Here is a 16,942-nt window from a genome sequence, read left to right on the forward strand (position 1 = left end):
TGTATTCCCTCTTTTTTGCGTTAATTTGTCGCGATTAGACATCGAAGTTGAAAAATAATGTCAGGTCATCATACTGGTTCGCCGTCCGAAAACGGCGAGCTGCAGCGTAGTTTATCCAATCGACACCTGCAGCTGATTGCGATTGGAGGTGCTATTGGTACCGGCCTGTTTATGGGCTCAGGTAAAACCATTAGTCTGGCAGGGCCTTCGATTCTGGTGATCTATATGATCATCGGTTTCATGGTATTTCTCGTGATGCGTGCATTGGGCGAGTTATTACTGTCAAATTTACAATATAAGTCATTTATCGATTTCTCTACGGATCTGATCGGACCATGGGCAGGCTATTTTGTCGGCTGGACCTACTGGTTATGCTGGATTACGATCGGAATCGCTGACCTGTCTGCGATTATTTATTATTTACAGTTTTTTAATAATGGTCTCCCATTTACCCCAGGCGAAGGGGTATTAATCAGTATCGCCTCTATTGTCTTTATCATGGGGCTGAATCTGGCCACCGTGAAGCTCTTTGGTGAAATGGAATTCTGGTTCGCCCTGATCAAAATTATTGCGATTGTAGTACTGATTGCGGTTGGTCTGTGGATGATTTTCACCGGCTTTACCAATGATGCCGGTACGGTCGCATCCTTTGCGCACATTTGGGATCATGGTGGTTTGTTCCCGACGGGTGCTATGGGTTTCTTGGCTGGTTTCCAGATTGCGATTTTTGCCTTTGTGGGTGTTGAGCTTGTAGGTACCACGGCTGCCGAAACCAAAGACCCGGAGCGTAACCTGCCAAAAGCGGTGAACTCGATTCCGATCCGTATCATTATTTTCTATGTACTTGCTCTAGTCATTGTAATGTCTGTGACGCCATGGGATCAGATTAATCCAAGTGTTTCTCCGTTTGTGAATCTGTTTAGCCAAGCCGGTATTGCAGCTGCTGCGATCATCATGAACCTGGTGGTGTTGTCCTCGGTGATGTCATCGATGAACAGTGGGGTATTCTCGACCAGCCGTATGCTGTTCGGTCTGTCGCGTGAAGAACAGGCACCGAAAGCTTTCGGTCGTTTGAACCCGCGTGCTGTACCTGCTAATGCTCTGTATTTCTCTGCAGTCTGCTTATTATTAGGCGCGGCATTACAGTATTTTGTACCGAATACTGTTGAAGCCTTTACATTGGCGACAACATTATCAACCATCCTGTTTATCTGTGTATGGCTGATGATTATCTGGAGTTACATGATTTATTACCGTACCCGTCCAGAGCTACATGCCAAATCAGTATTTAAGCTACCAGGTGGTTTGGTGACTTGCTGGATCGTGATTATTTTCTTTGTCGGCATGATTGGTGTGCTGGCATTAGAAGATGATACTCGCCGTGCCTTGATGGTCAGTCCGATCTGGTTTGTTCTACTGATTTTGGGCTATTTAGGCTTTTATAAACAGAAACATAAATAATCCATATCAATAAAAACGTCAGCGATCTGCTGGCGTTTTTTTTTGTCTAAAGATACTCTCTAGCGTTTAACGCTTTGGTCATGGCGAATGATCGCGTTATACTCATCGAAACTATTCAATTAGGTGGTCAGATGCGCCAAGTCATTTGCTACATCAGTATCTTAGCAGCAGGTCTTGCTCTTGCAGGTTGTGGTCAGTCAGGTGCCTTGCACTTGCCAAATGATCCGGATTACGACAAGCGTGCCAAGTATCTGCTCTATAAAAATACCGAAGCTGAGTCTAAAACTTCCGATGAAGAACGAGATGCCCCTGTGCAACAACAGTTTGCTGCGCCCGAAACATCAGATTCAACCATTACACCTTAACGCTTTCAAAGAAAGGATACCTTCATGAGTTTTACCCGTATTAATGGGGTATTGCATGCCGAGCAATGTTCACTGCAACAGCTGGCAGAGCAATTTGGCACACCACTCTATGTTTATTCAAAAGCGACTTTTGAAAAGCATTATCTGGACATGGATCGTGCATTTGACTTTATTGATCACCAAATCTGTTTTGCCGTGAAGTCAAACTCCAATCTTGCGGTATTGAATGTATTGGCAAAGCAAGGGGCAGGTTTTGACATCGTTACGGGCGGAGAGCTGGCACGTGTACTGAAAGCGGGTGGTGAACCTTCTAAAATCGTATTCTCGGGTCTAGGTAAATCAGAAGCGGACATCAAGAAAGCGCTAGAAGTTGGTATTGCCTGCTTTAACGTAGAATCTTATGCCGAGCTGGATCGTATTCAGAAAGTTGCGGCAGAACTGGGTGTAAAAGCGCCGATCTCACTGCGTGTGAATCCAGATGTGGATGCGAAAACTCATCCCTACATTTCAACGGGTCTGAAAGAAAATAAATTCGGCATTCCATCGGATAGCGTATTTGAAACTTATCAGTATGCAGCATCTTTAGCCAACTTGGATGTTGTCGGCATCGACTGTCATATCGGTTCACAGCTGACTGAAACCCAGCCTTTTGTAGATGCGCTGGATCGTGTCATCGTGATGATCGACCAGTTAAAAGAGATGGGGATCAACCTTAAACACATCGATATCGGTGGTGGTTTAGGGGTAACTTATAAAGATGAGACACCGCCATCTGTTCAAGAATATGCCAATGCGTTGCGTCCGGCTTTAGAAAAGCTGGGCCTGAAAGTCTATATGGAACCGGGCCGTAGTATTTCTGCCAATGCAGGCGTGCTACTGACCAAAGTGGATCTGCTCAAACCGACCAATCATCGTAATTTTGCAATTATTGATGCGGCAATGAATGACCTGATTCGCCCAGCTTTATATGAAGCATGGATGGACATTCAGTCTGTGACACCGCGTAATGATGTCGAGACGAAAGAATGGGATGTGGTGGGTGCGATCTGTGAAACTGGTGATTTCCTCGGTAAAGAGCGTGAGCTTGCGATCAAGGAAAATGATGTGCTGGCAGTACTCGGTGCCGGTGCTTATGGTTTTGTGATGAGCTCGAATTACAATAGCCGTGGCCGTGCTGCTGAAGTGATGGTCGATGGTGATCAAGGACATCTGATTCGCGAACGCGAAACGATTGAATCACTGTGGGAACGTGAGCGTTTATTGCCTTAAGGAGACACAATAATGTTACTTGAATTTACCAAGATGCATGGTCTGGGCAATGACTTTATGGTGGTTGACCTGATCAGCCAGCGCGCTTATCTGGATACCCTGACTATTCAGCGTCTGGCAAATCGCAATTTTGGCATTGGATTTGATCAGTTACTGATTGTAGAACCACCTGATGTACCGAGTGCTGATTTTAAATACCGTATTTTCAATGCCGATGGTTCTGAAGTAGAACAATGCGGCAATGGCGTGCGCTGTTTTGCCCGTTTTGTGCATGAGCGTCAGCTGACGACGAAAACCAAAATCAAAGTACAGACCAAATCTGGCATTGTGGAACCTGAATTGGGCGCCAATGGTTGGGTGCGCGTCAATATGGGCTATCCAAAATTCTTGCCTCAAGAAATTCCATTCCTGGCCGATGAACCGGATAACCTGTATGACATCGATCTGGCAGAGGGTGAAAAACTGACGATTGATGTAGTGAACATGGGTAATCCTCATGCAGTAACAGTCGTACCGGATGTGATTAATGCAGATGTAGCTCGTATTGGTCCACAAGTAGAATCGCATGCGCGTTTTCCGGCACGCGTCAATGCAGGCTTTATGCAGATCATTGATGAAAAGCATGCGCGTTTACGCGTATATGAGCGTGGTGTAGGTGAAACACTGGCATGCGGTACGGGTGCTTGCGCAGCCGCAGTATCTGGTATGCGCCGTGGTCTACTTGCCAACAATGTCGAGATTGAACTGGCGGGCGGCAAGTTGCAGATTGAATGGGTCGAGGGGGATGTAGTCTGGATGACTGGTCCAACCGCAACTGTTTATGAAGGTCGCTTAGACTTACGTTATTTCCAAGCTTAATTTAAAAAGCCCTGAAGAGTCAGGGCTTTTTTATATAGGCCGAATAAATTATTTTTGCATTATTTGATAGACTGATGTTTGTCGGATTCAAACAGCCAAGGAGGATAGAATGCAGCTTAATCCACAGCAATTGTTATCCATATGGCTCAAAGAACGTGAAATCCAGAACCAGTCTAAACATACTTTGCAGGCGTATGAACGTGATGTTTCGGACTTTCTGAATTTTTGTCAGCGTCATGCTTTAGCACTTGGAGATGTTGAATCAACAGATTTACGCCAGTTTATGGCGGAAAAAGTTGAACAACAGGGCCTAAGTTCCAGCAGTCTGCAGCGGCTACTTTCAGCAATTCGCCAGTTTATGAAATGGGCTGAACAGGCACAGTATGTCAGTTTTAATCCGGCAGATGATTTTCAGCTGAAAAGACAATCCAGACCTTTGCCCGGTATGGTTGATATTGAAACCATTCATCAGATTCTGGATCAGCCTGAACCTGAAGGTGAGGTGCAGCAGCAGATGTGGAAGCGTGATAAGGCAATTCTGGAACTGCTTTATTCTAGTGGGCTACGTCTGGCTGAGGTACAAGGCCTCAGAATTAAAGATATTGACTTCAACCGTCAGCTGCTTCGCATTACGGGTAAGGGGAATAAAACCCGTATCGTGCCATTTGGTTCCAAAGCCAAAGATAGTGTCATGGCGTGGTTACAGATTTATCCTCTATGGCATGGTGATTTTGTGCCAGAAGCACATGTCTTTATCACTCAGAAGGGTAATCCGCTAGGAGCAAGGCAGATTGAAAATCGGGTCAAGCTTCAGGCGCAACGGGCAGGCGTCAATGTTGACCTGCATCCGCATTTACTGCGTCACTGTTTTGCCAGTCATATGTTATCCAATAGCCGAGACTTGCGTGCAGTACAGGAAATGCTGGGACATAGTAATCTGACCACAACCCAAATTTATACTCATGTCGATTTTGATCATCTGGCGCAGATTTATGATCAGGCACACCCAAGGGCACAACATAAAAAGGAGGCTTAGCCTCCTTTTTATTTAAGTTATATAAATTAGTAAACTGCTGCACTTAATGCTGGTGTATGTGTAGGTGTAACACGAGCTGGATTTACTTTCTCAAAAGCAGTCGCAATATTGAATAATGTTGGTTCATCAAATTCACGTCCGATAAATTCGATATTAACATTTAATGGATAAGCACTACGACGCTCATAATTCACAGTTCCGGCTGGTATAGATAATGCTGGGAATCCACTGAATGGACTTAAGCGGTTGTTACTACCTGTTGTTGGGCTGCCACCTAAATTGCCAACAAATCCTGTGATTGATGGATACGCAAGTGCATCATAACGTGGACCTTTAGGCGTACCATCTAAGGTACGGTTGCCTAAAGCAGTATTTAAACGTAATCGAACATAAGGTGCACGGAAGGTAGTATTGTTGTAATAGCGATTGATAAATGTCTCACTGTTCGGATCTGTATTGTAACCTTGGAAACTAGAAATCATCTTACCGTTATTTAAAAGTTCATCATATGACTTGAAAGCAGTAGTAGCTGTAGATAAATAATCAGTTAATGCTTGCTTGAATTCTACTCCTGAAAGACTTCTAAAAGTTTCTGTGAAACCTTTATCATTCATAACAGCTGTACTTCCTATGATTGTTTTGAAATCTGAAACTTCTATTTCCTCAACAATTGCACCTTCTTCACGCATCTTTGCAGCCGCTTTAGCAATAATATCTTTAACTAGTGCACCTTCTTCACTATTTGCATAAGTATCTTTAATTAAACCAATACGTTTACCTTCTAAAGATGCTCCAGTAGGAACGTAGGTTTCTGGCGGGTTAATTAATGCACGATATGCTGTTTCTGATGCTAGTAGTGGTGCATCATGTGCAAAATCACTACGTTGGTTAGAGCTTGGTGATGAATCATAACCAACCATTGCATTGAATAATTTTGCACAATCAACCGTTTGACGACACATTGGGCCTGCTGTGTCTTGAGTAGGAGCCAGTGGAATAATTCCATCTAAGCTTAGCAGGCGAAGTGATGGGCGTAAGCCAACAAGACCTTGTACAGATGAAGGTACACGAATCGACCCACCTGTATCTGTCCCTATACCAACGGTTGCTAAGCTAGCAGAAATGGCAGCACCCGTACCTGATGATGATCCGCCTGGGCCTTTTGTTAAATCATAAACGTTTTTAGCCTGACCACCTACTGTAGACTTACCCCCAAAACCAAAAGCAAACTCATCCAGATTAGCTTTCCCGATAATTAAGCCACCCTTTTCTTTAATATTTTTAATAATATATGCATCATCAGGTGGGAAATTATCAAGTAATGCAGAAGATCCCGCAGTATTGGCCATATTTACAACATCAATATTATCTTTAGCTAAGACAGTTACGCAGTGTAAATCGCCCTTAAATTTACCATTTTTATTATAATATTCATCTAATTCGGCGGCTTCTTCTAAAGCATAAGGATTGACCGAAATAACACTGTTAAGAGTAGGGCCTTGTACATCATAAGCTTCTATTCGTTCAAGATAACTTTGCACAACATCAACACATGTTGCCCCTTTGGTTTTAATGGAGGTGTGTAAGTCCTCAATAGTTGCTTCAACTGGCTCAAATGGAACAGGTTCTACCTGTGGGGCAAAATTAGCAGCTTTTTTTGAATCATTGTCGTCATTACATGCAGTGAGTAATGCTGTAAGAGAGATACATAAGAGCGTTTTAGATACTGTATGCATTTAATTATTCACCTGGTTATAGAAAAGTACCAGGGATGAATTGCAAATCATGTGCCACTATTTATGTAAATAAGAAAGTAGATAAAATAAGACTTTTAAATAAATTAACTATTTAGACAAATGAAGAAGTTGCTTGAAACTAGTGCAATTTAAAGTAATATTGGCGATAAATGTAACAAAATAGAGATATTACTAAATATTATAAATGTTGGTTCTATATGATTTGCATTGCTCAATAAAGAAAAATATTCTTAGATTTTATTGAAAAAGAGATAGCTAGAATGAGCTGAATGATTGGTTGAAGAATATAGTAATCTAAAACCGTTCGGATTTATATCCATATCAATTTTGATCATCTAGCGCAGATTTATGATCAGGTGCATCCACGGGCACAACATAAACCTGAAAATCTTAAATAATCATTATTAAAAATATAGGTTGGCATAAAAATTTCATAAAGAATATTTATGCTGAGAGAAATAGAATGACCATGCAGATTATTTCACCATGGTCTTATTCGCGAAAAGCTAAAATTCAGGTATAACAAAAGAACAGAATTTAAGCTGAAAAATAGGGTATGGCTGAAAAGAATTCAGCCTGACAGGACTGGAAGTATATGGGCACAGAAATTATTGTAGATATACAACAAAAATATGATCGGTTAAGCGAAGCACAAAAAGAAATTTTTGCAGGTTATGGTCTGCGCCAGATCAAACATTTTGTGGAAATCAGTCTACCAAATATTGAAACATCTTTACCCGAAGGTGCTCATGTGCAGGGAATTAATACAGATGGTAAGGTTCAAGCCTATAATCCTGATAGCCATGAATACTATATCTGGATTTCAGACTTGCAATGGCAAGCGACTACTCGTGCGACCCAGGCAGTGGACTTAAAAGAAGATGCCATCGAAATCTGGAAGATCTTCGATTTAAAATCTTATGAACTGATTGACCTCAGTCATGTGCACCGTGACTTTCTGGACAGTCGTGTCTAAAACTGATCTTCAGTAAAAAAAGGACGATATCAATCGTCCTTTTTATTTGACCAATATTAAAGATCATCTAAAGGTAGTTGAAAACTCTGCTTGATAATCTGACTCGGTAAATCAGTTTTGACGCTGGTAATCCCATTCTTTTTAGTTAAATGCGTGGACTGGAATTTACGATAACTTTCCAGATCGGGCACCACCACTTTGAGCATTGCATCACATTCACCCAAAATGATATAGCACTCCATTACTTGGGGCAGTTCTTTCATGGCTTCAATAAAGGTGTCAATCGTTTCAGCATCCTGACCCACTAGCCAGATACGAGAAAATAAAATCAGCTGGAAACCAATCTTCTGCTGGTCCACGATCGTGGTATAGCTCTGGATTACCCCCGCATCTTCAAGCAGTTTTACCCGACGCAAACACGAAGAAGGCGAAAGACCAATTTCACGTGCCAGATCGTTATTCTGAATCCGGCCATTGGCTTGCAAGTGTTGAATGATATTTTTGTCAATACGATCGAGTTTTACTCGAATAGACTTGGAAGATATCTTCATAAAATAGAATAATATTCTAAAAATAATGCATATTATAAAATAAATTGAAAGCCTATTTTGTAAAAAATCGCAGATACTAATTTCACTTTCCGACATGTACAGAGGAACAAGGAAATGTCTGTATTTGCACTTTTTGCACTGACCGTGCTTCCCCTTATTTTTACACCTGGACCAGATATGCTATTTATCCTGTCTCAAGTGATGGGTAAAGATGCAAAAGCAGGCATGATGGCGACTATAGGGGTATGTTGCGGTTATCTGGTGCATTCGATTCTGGTGGCGTTAGGAATTGCAGCAATTATTGTGTCTTTTCCAGTGCTGTTTGAAACTATTCGCTGGTTAGGAATTGCTTATCTGTTATTTCTGGCATTCAGTCTGGTGAAATCGGTATTTAGCAAAAATACGCTGACCATTGAAAAGAAATCATCCAGTAATCCGGTAAAAAAAGGGTTCATTACTGCGTTACTGAATCCGAAAGGCATGTTGATTTACTTTGCAATCCTGCCGCAGTTTATAGATAAAAATGGGAATACGGTGAGCCAGGGTTTAATTCTGTCTTTTATCTTTATTGCTATGATCTTTGTAGTGTATTGTGCCTTAAGCCTTTTATTCGCCCGACTTACCCGTTCGGCTCAGATTGATGAACGTAAGCAAAAGTGGATTGATGGGACTTCAGGTGGTTTATTGGCACTCGCTGCTTCATGGCTAATCATTAATTAATGAGCTATAAAATTCACCAATGTTCATCAAATAAGTCATAAATTCGTTTTAAAAATTTAAAAGCACGTGATCACAGCGTGCTTTTTTAATATATTTCCTTATAAAAATTATTTTTTGCTATTTCATTGATCTATTTATAAGAGGGAATTTTGACCAAATCTGAAATAATGAATCGAACCCATCACCATATGTCAGAAATGACAGATTTAGATAGGAGTAATTTGTATTCTTTATAATAATAGTGACAAGAAATGAAATTAAATTTTATAAAATAGATCAAATCTTTTGATGTGCATAATCAAATAAAAAGATACTAAAAATCAATGGTTAAATTTTAAATAAAATGATGGGAATTTGTTCTATATAAATGTCAAATCTTGAAATGTGAACGCGACGTTCAAGGAAAATTACGCATTTTTACACCCTATTGGTGAATTGTGACTTGACCGAAATGCCGAACGCATTGCAAGATAGGGCACCTAAAAAAATTTAAGTGAAGAGTTATTATAACTTTTCTAAATATTTACATTTGCTAAAACAGCCGAGGATTACATGAAGGCTCTTGTTGCTGTAAAACGTGTGGTTGATGCCAACGTTAAGGTTCGCGTTAAGCCGGACAACAGTGGTGTTGACTTAACAAACGTTAAAATGTCAATTAACCCATTCTGTGAAATCGCAGTGGAAGAAGCGGTTCGTTTAAAAGAAAAAGGAACTGTTTCAGAAATCGTTGTTGTTTCTATTGGTCCTAAAGAAGCTCAAGAACAAATCCGTTCTTCTATGGCTCTTGGTGCTGACCGCGGTATCCTGGTTGAAGCTGATGACAGCCAATTAGGTGCGTTAGAAGTAGCGAAAATTCTTAAAGGCGTTGTTGAAGCTGAACAACCGCAATTAATCCTTCTTGGTAAGCAAGCGATTGATGATGACTCTAACCAGGTTGGTCAGATGCTTGGTGCACTTCTAGGTGCAGGCCAGGGTACTTTTGCTTCTGAAGTGAAAGTTGAAGGCGACAAAGTACAAGTGACTCGTGAAATCGATGGTGGTTTACAAACTGTTGAATTGAACTTGCCAGCAATCATTACCACTGACTTACGTTTGAACGAGCCACGTTATGCTGCTCTTCCAAACATCATGAAAGCGCGTAAAAAACCGCTGGATACTAAGTCACCTGCAGATTTCGGTGTAACCACTACAACTAAACTGAAAACAGTAAAAGTTGAATCTCCTGCAGAGCGTAAAGCTGGTGTACAAGTGAAGTCTGTAGACGAACTTGTAGAAAAATTGAAAAACGAAGCGAAAGTGATCTAATACAGAAGGATAAAAATCATGAGTATTTTAGTTATCGCTGAGCACGACAACAAAGCATTAAACGCTGCTACTTTAAACGTTGTTGCTGCGGCGCAAAAAATCGGTGGTGATATCACTGTATTGGTTGCTGGTTCTGGCGCTCAAGCAGTTGCTGACCAAGCGGCTAAAGTTGCTGGCGTAAGCAAAGTATTGCTTGCGGATGATGCTGCTTATGCAAACCAGTTGGCTGAAAATGTAGCGAAACTGGTTGCTGAATTGGGCAAAGCCTATAGCCATATTCTTGCTGCTTCTACCACGACTGGTAAAAACATCCTGCCACGTGCAGCTGCATTACTAGACGTAAGCATGATCACAGACATCATTGCTGTTGATTCTGCAAACACATTCAAACGTCCGATTTATGCAGGTAACGCGATTGCAACTGTAGAATCTTCTGAATCAGTTGTTGTTGCAACTGTTCGTGGTACTGCATTCGATCCAGTTGCTGCTGAAGGTGGTTCTGCTGCTGTTGAAGCTGCTACAGCGACTGGTGATGCTGGTATTTCTAAGTTCATTAACGAAGAAATCGTTAAATCTGAACGTCCAGAATTAACAGCTGCTCGTATCGTTGTTTCTGGTGGTCGTGGTGTTGGTTCTGGTGAGAACTATCACAAAATCCTTGATCCACTAGCTGACAAGCTAGGTGCTGCTCAAGGTGCATCTCGTGCGGCTGTTGACGCAGGCTTCGTTCCTAACGATATGCAGGTTGGTCAAACTGGTAAGATCGTTGCGCCTGACCTGTACATCGCTGTCGGTATTTCTGGTGCCATCCAGCATTTGGCGGGTATGAAAGAGTCTAAAGTGATCGTTGCGATCAACAAGGACGAAGAAGCACCAATCAATGCAGTCGCTGACTACTGGTTAGTAGGTGACTTGAACACTGTTATTCCAGAATTAGTATCTAAAATCTAATTCCTGAATACAGTTTAAAAAGACGCTCTTGCGTGAGCGGTAAGTGAATACTTACTGCTCTGTTCAGGGGCGTTTTTATTTATAATGAAAAATGAATAAAATAATAATGAAACTTTTTATATTGCCTGTATATCAGCCTTTAATCGAAAATGCTCGATTTTATCGATTGTTTTGTTCAACTCTAATACTATTTGTTCTTGCTGTATTGGCTTATTTGATCATCTTAATACAGATCGCTGGACTGTGGCTTATTTTTGCTGCCTGTAGTTTTGCAGGATTTATCCATCTGATCTATTTGAATGCGCTTTCAGATGCACAGGTGCTTGCGAAAGCAGAGCAATGGATCGAGCTTGATAATCAGCGATTTCAGAACAGTGCTTATGGTATTCAAGGCGATGCGCTGATGGTATTGGCGCTTATTTTCCCTTTTGTATTATCTACATGGTTGTTGTATGGATGTTCTAAATTATTTACAAATTAAGTATGAAAATTTGAATAATGATTAGAAAATTGGACTGAAAATAAAGATTGGATGTGTTGCTTTTGGCACTTAATAGGGTAGGTATTAAGCGAGCTTTAGAAGATTTAAAAGTAATACTAATATTCATATTTTAATTTACTTGCCGGTTTGGCGGCGTCTCCCTGTGAACTTTGATGGCCTGTCGCCCTGATGCATGCTGGTGATGTTGATTGTCGTCCAGTATTTAATTACCTGGCTATTGGTGCAGCTGGATTGCATGCAGGTAAATTGTCTGTGTATGCTTGATCAGCAGAAAGAAACAGTGGATTCAGTACAAGATATTTCCGTGCATAAAATGCGATAATTCAAGCTAAGAATGAACCTCTGTGTGCAGAGGTTTTTTTATGCGTTAAAAATTGTGAAGTGGTTAAAATTTCTACTAAAAATCCTTTGGATAGTTGGGGCTGAAACGGCTTAATTTAGCCTGATTTATGCTATACTGTCCGACTGAATTTTAAATATTGGTTCAGCGTTTTTTGAACCAATTTATAGCTGGATTTACGACATATAAATACAGGTCAAACAGGGCCTGTAGAATAAGGAGTATGCATGAGCGTATCGGAAATTAGACCGATTGCCATTGAGGATGAACTTAAAAGCTCATATCTCGATTATGCGATGAGCGTGATTGTGTCACGTGCATTGCCAGATGTACGAGATGGTTTAAAACCGGTTCATCGTCGTGTGCTTTTCGCAATGCACGAATTAGGCAATGACTATAACAAAGCATATAAAAAATCTGCACGTGTAGTCGGTGACGTGATTGGTAAATATCACCCGCATGGTGATTCTGCCGTTTATGAAACGATTGTCCGTATGGCACAAGACTTTAGCTTGCGTTACCAGTTGGTTGATGGCCAAGGTAACTTCGGTTCTGTCGATGGTGATAGTGCAGCGGCAATGCGTTATACCGAAGTACGTATGCGTAAGCTGACCCATGAGCTCCTTGCTGATCTTGAAAAAGATACAGTGGAATGGGAAGACAACTACGACGGTTCTGAGCGCATTCCACAAGTCATGCCTACGCGTATTCCTAACCTGTTGATTAATGGTGTTGCTGGTATTGCCGTAGGTATGGCGACCAATATGGCCCCGCATAACATGACTGAAGTCATCAATGCGTGTTTAGCCTATGCCAATGATCCAAATATCAGCATTGAAGGGCTGATGGAACATATTTCGGGTCCAGATTTCCCTACTGGTGGTATTATTTACGGTAAATCGGGTATTGTAGATGCCTACCGTACCGGTAAAGGCCGTTTGCATATCCGTGGTAAATACCACATCGAAGAAGATGCCAAAACTGGTCGTAGCACGATTGTATTCACTGAAATTCCTTATCAGGTCAACAAAGCGAGAACCATTGAGCGTATTGCTGAGCTGGTAAAAGAGAAAAAACTCGAAGGGATTTCTGAACTTCGTGACGAATCTGATAAAGAAGGGATGCGTATTGCGATTGACCTGAAGCGTGGTGAAAATGCTGAAGTAATCGTGAACAACCTGTTCCAGAATACCCAGTTAGAAAACTCATTCAGCATCAACATGGTTTGTCTGGACAATGGACAACCGAAGCTGATGAATCTGAAAGACATCATTGCGGCATTTATCCGTCACCGTCAAGAAGTCGTGACACGTCGTACCATGTTTGAGTTACGCAAAGCACGTGAACGCGGTCATATCCTGGAAGGTTTGACGGTTGCACTTGCCAATATTGATCAGATTATTGAAACCATCAAGACTTCTGCAAACCCGGCTGAGGCACGTGAGCGTTTACAAGCGGGCGAGTGGGCAGCAGGCGGTGTAGCAGCATTACTTGAAAAAGCAGGCGCGGTTTCTGTACGCCCTGACGAAATTGAAGGTGAAGATCCTAGCCGTCCATTTGGTATTGATGGCGATATCTATCGTTTATCACCGACCCAAGTAAACGCGATCATGGAGCTACGTCTCCATCGCTTAACAGGTCTTGAACAAGATAAGCTGCAAGCTGAATATTCTGAAATTCTCGCGCAAATTGCTGAATATACTGCTATCTTGAATGACTTTAATTTATTGATGAATGTCATTCGTGAAGAGCTCGCTCTGATTCTTCAGCAGTATGGTGATGCACGTAAGACCGATATCGTTGAATCACGTATCGACTTCTCTCGTGAAGATTTGATTCCTGAAGAGCAAATGGTGCTGACAGTTTCAAAAACTGGTTATGCAAAAACTCAACCATTGTCTGACTACGCGGCTCAGCGTCGTGGTGGCCGTGGTAAGTCTGCAACCAGCATGAAAGAAGACGATTACATCCAGCATATGGTGGTTACTTCGAACCATGCAACCGTGCTTTGCTTCACCAATGTCGGTAAGGTTTACCGTCTGAAAGTCTACGAAGTACCACAAGCCTCTCGTGGTGCCAAAGGTCGTCCAATGGTGAACTTGCTGCCACTAGATGACAACGAAACCATTACTGCAATCTTGCCAGTGATTGATGCACCGAAGAAATTCAAAGAACGTTTGGCAGACTTTAAAGCATTTGTAAAAGCTAATGCTGCCCAGCTGCAAAGCAACGAAGTGATCAACAGTCACTTTGCTGCATTAGAAGCTGCACTTGCTGAATCTGAAGAGGGTGCAGATGATATTTCTGATGCACTGCGTGTTCAGTTGAAAGAATTGGGCTTGGCGCTTTCAACTACTGATCTTGATGATGACATTATCAATGACTTTGCTCAGCAAGCTGAAGCTGTTCGCAAGAATTTCTATGTGTTTATGGCGACCGAGTACGGTACGATTAAACGTGTAGAACTGGAACAGTTCTCGAATGTTCGTTCAAACGGTTTGCGTGCGATTGAACTGAATGGTGATGACACCTTAATTGGTGTTGCGATTACTGACGGTGAACAGCAAATCATGTTGTTCTCGAACGAAGGTAAAGCCATTCGCTTTGCAGAAACTGATGTACGTTCAATGGGTCGTTCAGCCAAGGGTGTGCGCGGTATGCGTGTGACCATCGGTGCTTCGCAAGTTGAAGATGCAGAAGATGCAGAGGTTGAATCTGATGATGAGGATGCAACTGAAGCGAACTTCATTAGCCGTATCGTATCTCTGGTAGTGGTGCCTGAAACGGGTGAAGTACTGTGTGCCTCTGCAAATGGCTATGGTAAACGTACGCCTGTAGATGACTTCCCAACCAAAAAACGTGGCGGTAAGGGCGTGATTGCGATCAAGACCTCTGAACGTAACGGTGAGCTAGTGGGTGCAGTGGCAATTGATGCATCTAAAGAGTTGATGCTGATTTCTGATGGCGGTACTTTGGTTCGTACCCGTGCATCTGAAGTGGCACAAACTGGCCGTAATGCACAAGGTGTTCGTCTGATCCGTCTGGCTGAAGATGAAAAACTGGTTGGTGTAGAAGCGATTGAAGCCGTTGAAGATGAAGAATTGGATGTATTGGAAGAAACAGAAGTTTCTGAAGATAATCTGGCTGAAACTCCTGAGGCTGTAGATGCAGCGCAAAATGGCGAAAATACAGCAGAAGACTAAGCCTTCAATTCTTATAAAAAGGGCGCTTCGGCGTCCTTTTTTACAGACTTTACTGGAAATGACCATGATGAAAACTAAATTGATGTCACTTGCTGGGCTAGCTCTTCTTGCCGGTTGTAGCACTACCGAACAGGTAGCAGATCCAAGTACAGCCCAAGCCCAGGCAGCAGAAATTGCCTATAACGACTTGCGTGATGGTAAGTATGAAGAATTTTTAAGTTATCTGGATCCGAAATTACAGCAGTATTTTCAGGAAAATCAGAAAACCATGAAGAAGTTTTCGCATTCCATTCCTGAAGGTGAGTATAAGTCTAAGACCTTGATGGTAAAAACTTTTGTTGAAAAATCAGGTCAACCAAGTGAATACAAGGTCAGCTATGAAATCGCTTATCCAAACAATCTGGTGCAATACGATGTCAGCTTTGACAAGCCCAACGGCAGTAGCAAAATCCAGAACTTTTATATCCGCGTATATGGGGAATAAGCTTTTAGCTTAACAGGGTTCAAGCTTATTTAATGCGTGAGCATAGGCGATAATAGCCTAAGCTAAAGCAAAAAAATCCAACAATCAGCAGATAGGCGAGTTTCCCTAAAATCATGCTGGTCGTTACGCCCATCTGATTCAGTTGAATAAACATCTGTACGATCTGTGTGGAAGGTAAGGCCTGTCCAAACATTTGCATCCAGACGGGCATCGCAGCATGTGGCCAGGCGACTCCGGACAGCATAAATAAGGGAATTGAGGTAAAGACAATAACATGTCCGGCACGCTCTGGCATATCCAGAAAACTGGCGAACAGGGTCGTGATGCCGATTATGCAGAATACAAAAACCAGAACAGCCAGCAGCATGCCCCAGAAATTCCCGCCACGTGGATAGTCAAACAACCAGAAGGTGAAACCAAACAGGTAGTAGCATCCCAGACAGCCAATGGTCAAAATTGCCAGACTGATTCCACATAAGGTCGTCAAATTGATCACCTGTTTATTTTCACGATACAGTGCAATCAACATGCTGAGCCCCAGAAAAATCGTCTGATGAATAATCAGTGGGGCAACCGCTGGAAATACATAGCTTCCATAGCCAGAAAGTGGATTAAATAGTGGAATCTGGTGAATCGATAGGGCAGGAGAGAAATGCGAAATTTCGCTAAAGCGTTCTGCATATTCACTTAAGGTATTTTCGACAGAACCAACCAGGCCTAAACCGATCTGTTTGGTAATCAGGAAATTCGCTGCACTTAAATACAGCCCAATCCCGCCATTTTCACCATGTCGAATGGATTGTGAAAGGTTGTCTGGTAATAATAAAATCCCGTCAGCCTTTTGAGCCTCTACCCACTGTTTGGCCTCCGCAAAATTTCCAGTGACTGCCTTGATCTGTACATTCGGGCTTTGGCTAACATGACTGATAATAGTATTGGTTAAGTTGCTTTGCTCTTCATCGACAATAATAATGGGCAAGGCTTCGGCGTGTTCAGCCTTATACGCGGTTGGATAGAAAAAGCTGTAAAACAGTACAGATAGGATTAACGGGCTTTGTTGCACAAACCTATCTGTAAAGGCTTTTTTAGCGATATAATTTTCAAATGAAGAAGCCTACACACAAAATCTACCGCACAACCAATTGGCCCGCATATAACCGAGCA

At 42.0% G+C, this 16,942-nt stretch carries 16 protein-coding genes and 1 pseudogene; 14 read left to right on the top strand and 3 right to left on the bottom strand.

Annotation, left to right across the window (positions count from 1 at the left end):
* The first annotated feature begins 57 nt into the window (after positions 1–57).
* The 5 genes from ACTJIX_RS03575 to xerA all read left to right on the top strand — a co-directional run bounded on the left by ACTJIX_RS03575 (position 58) and on the right by xerA (position 4,989).
* The gene (locus ACTJIX_RS03575; RefSeq protein WP_004815018.1) at positions 58–1,461 is read left to right on the top strand and encodes an amino acid permease; all 1,404 of its coding nucleotides are present in this window, start codon (positions 58–60) and stop codon (positions 1,459–1,461) included.
* Positions 1,462–1,592: 131 nt separating this feature from the next.
* On the top strand, positions 1,593–1,826 hold the full coding sequence (lptM, locus tag ACTJIX_RS03580) for an LPS translocon maturation chaperone LptM (RefSeq protein WP_026056785.1): 234 nt from the start codon (positions 1,593–1,595) through the stop codon (positions 1,824–1,826).
* 24 nt (positions 1,827–1,850) lie between these two features.
* Positions 1,851–3,095, top strand: a complete 1,245-nt coding sequence (gene lysA / locus ACTJIX_RS03585) for a diaminopimelate decarboxylase (RefSeq protein WP_004815024.1) — start codon at positions 1,851–1,853, stop codon at positions 3,093–3,095.
* Between the two features lie 12 nt (positions 3,096–3,107).
* Entirely contained in the window at positions 3,108–3,953 is an 846-nt protein-coding gene (gene dapF / locus ACTJIX_RS03590) for a diaminopimelate epimerase (protein WP_004815025.1), read from the top strand.
* Positions 3,954–4,062: 109 nt separating this feature from the next.
* Positions 4,063–4,989 carry a site-specific tyrosine recombinase/integron integrase gene (gene xerA, locus ACTJIX_RS03595; RefSeq protein WP_004815027.1) on the top strand — a complete coding sequence of 309 codons (927 nt, stop codon included), beginning with the start codon at positions 4,063–4,065 and terminating at the stop codon, positions 4,987–4,989.
* 26 nt (positions 4,990–5,015) lie between these two features.
* Here the strand turns inward: xerA and ACTJIX_RS03600 are convergent, their stop codons facing one another.
* Positions 5,016–6,725, bottom strand: coding sequence for an amidase family protein (locus tag ACTJIX_RS03600; RefSeq protein WP_004815030.1), 1,710 nt, complete (start codon positions 6,723–6,725; stop codon positions 5,016–5,018).
* A gap of 320 nt (positions 6,726–7,045) precedes the next feature.
* Between ACTJIX_RS03600 and ACTJIX_RS03605 the strand changes: the two are divergent.
* Together ACTJIX_RS03605 and ACTJIX_RS03610 are read left to right on the top strand one after the other, a co-directional pair.
* Positions 7,046–7,144, top strand: a pseudogene (locus ACTJIX_RS03605) (recombinase XerC); the annotation flags it as partial.
* A 197-nt stretch (positions 7,145–7,341) separates the two neighbouring features.
* The gene (locus ACTJIX_RS03610) at positions 7,342–7,722 is read left to right on the top strand and encodes a hypothetical protein (RefSeq protein ID WP_004815031.1); all 381 of its coding nucleotides are present in this window, start codon (positions 7,342–7,344) and stop codon (positions 7,720–7,722) included.
* Positions 7,723–7,778: 56 nt separating this feature from the next.
* Here the strand turns inward: ACTJIX_RS03610 and ACTJIX_RS03615 are convergent, their stop codons facing one another.
* Entirely contained in the window at positions 7,779–8,273 is a 495-nt protein-coding gene (locus ACTJIX_RS03615; RefSeq protein WP_004815034.1) for an Lrp/AsnC family transcriptional regulator, read from the bottom strand.
* Between the two features lie 114 nt (positions 8,274–8,387).
* Between ACTJIX_RS03615 and ACTJIX_RS03620 the strand changes: the two genes are divergently transcribed.
* The 7 genes from ACTJIX_RS03620 (at position 8,388) to ACTJIX_RS03650 (ending at position 15,778) form a co-directional block, all read left to right on the top strand.
* Positions 8,388–8,993 (top strand): LysE family translocator, encoded by a 606-nt coding sequence (locus ACTJIX_RS03620; protein WP_004815035.1) that lies wholly within the window; start codon positions 8,388–8,390, stop codon positions 8,991–8,993.
* Between the two features lie 552 nt (positions 8,994–9,545).
* Positions 9,546–10,298, top strand: a complete 753-nt coding sequence (locus tag ACTJIX_RS03625) for an electron transfer flavoprotein subunit beta/FixA family protein (RefSeq protein ID WP_004815037.1) — start codon at positions 9,546–9,548, stop codon at positions 10,296–10,298.
* 18 nt (positions 10,299–10,316) lie between these two features.
* Positions 10,317–11,249: an electron transfer flavoprotein subunit alpha/FixB family protein gene (locus tag ACTJIX_RS03630; RefSeq protein ID WP_262467035.1), complete on the top strand. Its 933-nt coding sequence runs from the start codon at positions 10,317–10,319 to the stop codon at positions 11,247–11,249.
* 106 nt (positions 11,250–11,355) lie between these two features.
* Entirely contained in the window at positions 11,356–11,730 is a 375-nt protein-coding gene (locus ACTJIX_RS03635) for a hypothetical protein (protein ID WP_262467036.1), read from the top strand.
* A 202-nt stretch (positions 11,731–11,932) separates the two neighbouring features.
* A complete protein-coding gene (locus tag ACTJIX_RS03640) occupies positions 11,933–12,073 on the top strand; it encodes a hypothetical protein (RefSeq protein WP_155757524.1) in 141 nt (46 codons plus the stop codon).
* A 245-nt stretch (positions 12,074–12,318) separates the two neighbouring features.
* Complete coding sequence (gene gyrA, locus ACTJIX_RS03645; protein ID WP_262467037.1) at positions 12,319–15,294, top strand: DNA gyrase subunit A; 2,976 nt, start codon at positions 12,319–12,321, stop codon at positions 15,292–15,294.
* A 67-nt stretch (positions 15,295–15,361) separates the two neighbouring features.
* A complete protein-coding gene (locus ACTJIX_RS03650; protein ID WP_008302383.1) occupies positions 15,362–15,778 on the top strand; it encodes a DUF4878 domain-containing protein in 417 nt (138 codons plus the stop codon).
* A 25-nt stretch (positions 15,779–15,803) separates the two neighbouring features.
* Here the strand turns inward: ACTJIX_RS03650 and ACTJIX_RS03655 are convergent, their stop codons facing one another.
* Positions 15,804–16,871, bottom strand: coding sequence for an ABC transporter permease (locus tag ACTJIX_RS03655; protein ID WP_440611172.1), 1,068 nt, complete (start codon positions 16,869–16,871; stop codon positions 15,804–15,806).
* Positions 16,872–16,942 lie beyond the last annotated feature (71 nt).

This window comes from Acinetobacter sp. 22323 (assembly GCF_052044895.1).
In the GTDB taxonomy this organism is placed as follows: domain Bacteria; phylum Pseudomonadota; class Gammaproteobacteria; order Pseudomonadales; family Moraxellaceae; genus Acinetobacter; species Acinetobacter schindleri.

Coding starts and splice junctions, on each gene's coding strand:
- ACTJIX_RS03575 (WP_004815018.1), top strand. CDS start 58: ATGTCAGGTCATCATACTGGTTCGCCGTCCGAAAACGGCGAGCTGCAG.
- lptM (WP_026056785.1), top strand. CDS start 1,593: ATGCGCCAAGTCATTTGCTACATCAGTATCTTAGCAGCAGGTCTTGCT.
- lysA (WP_004815024.1), top strand. CDS start 1,851: ATGAGTTTTACCCGTATTAATGGGGTATTGCATGCCGAGCAATGTTCA.
- dapF (WP_004815025.1), top strand. CDS start 3,108: ATGTTACTTGAATTTACCAAGATGCATGGTCTGGGCAATGACTTTATG.
- xerA (WP_004815027.1), top strand. CDS start 4,063: ATGCAGCTTAATCCACAGCAATTGTTATCCATATGGCTCAAAGAACGT.
- ACTJIX_RS03600 (WP_004815030.1), bottom strand. CDS start 6,725: ATGCATACAGTATCTAAAACGCTCTTATGTATCTCTCTTACAGCATTA.
- ACTJIX_RS03610 (WP_004815031.1), top strand. CDS start 7,342: ATGGGCACAGAAATTATTGTAGATATACAACAAAAATATGATCGGTTA.
- ACTJIX_RS03615 (WP_004815034.1), bottom strand. CDS start 8,273: ATGAAGATATCTTCCAAGTCTATTCGAGTAAAACTCGATCGTATTGAC.
- ACTJIX_RS03620 (WP_004815035.1), top strand. CDS start 8,388: ATGTCTGTATTTGCACTTTTTGCACTGACCGTGCTTCCCCTTATTTTT.
- ACTJIX_RS03625 (WP_004815037.1), top strand. CDS start 9,546: ATGAAGGCTCTTGTTGCTGTAAAACGTGTGGTTGATGCCAACGTTAAG.
- ACTJIX_RS03630 (WP_262467035.1), top strand. CDS start 10,317: ATGAGTATTTTAGTTATCGCTGAGCACGACAACAAAGCATTAAACGCT.
- ACTJIX_RS03635 (WP_262467036.1), top strand. CDS start 11,356: ATGAAACTTTTTATATTGCCTGTATATCAGCCTTTAATCGAAAATGCT.
- ACTJIX_RS03640 (WP_155757524.1), top strand. CDS start 11,933: ATGTTGATTGTCGTCCAGTATTTAATTACCTGGCTATTGGTGCAGCTG.
- gyrA (WP_262467037.1), top strand. CDS start 12,319: ATGAGCGTATCGGAAATTAGACCGATTGCCATTGAGGATGAACTTAAA.
- ACTJIX_RS03650 (WP_008302383.1), top strand. CDS start 15,362: ATGAAAACTAAATTGATGTCACTTGCTGGGCTAGCTCTTCTTGCCGGT.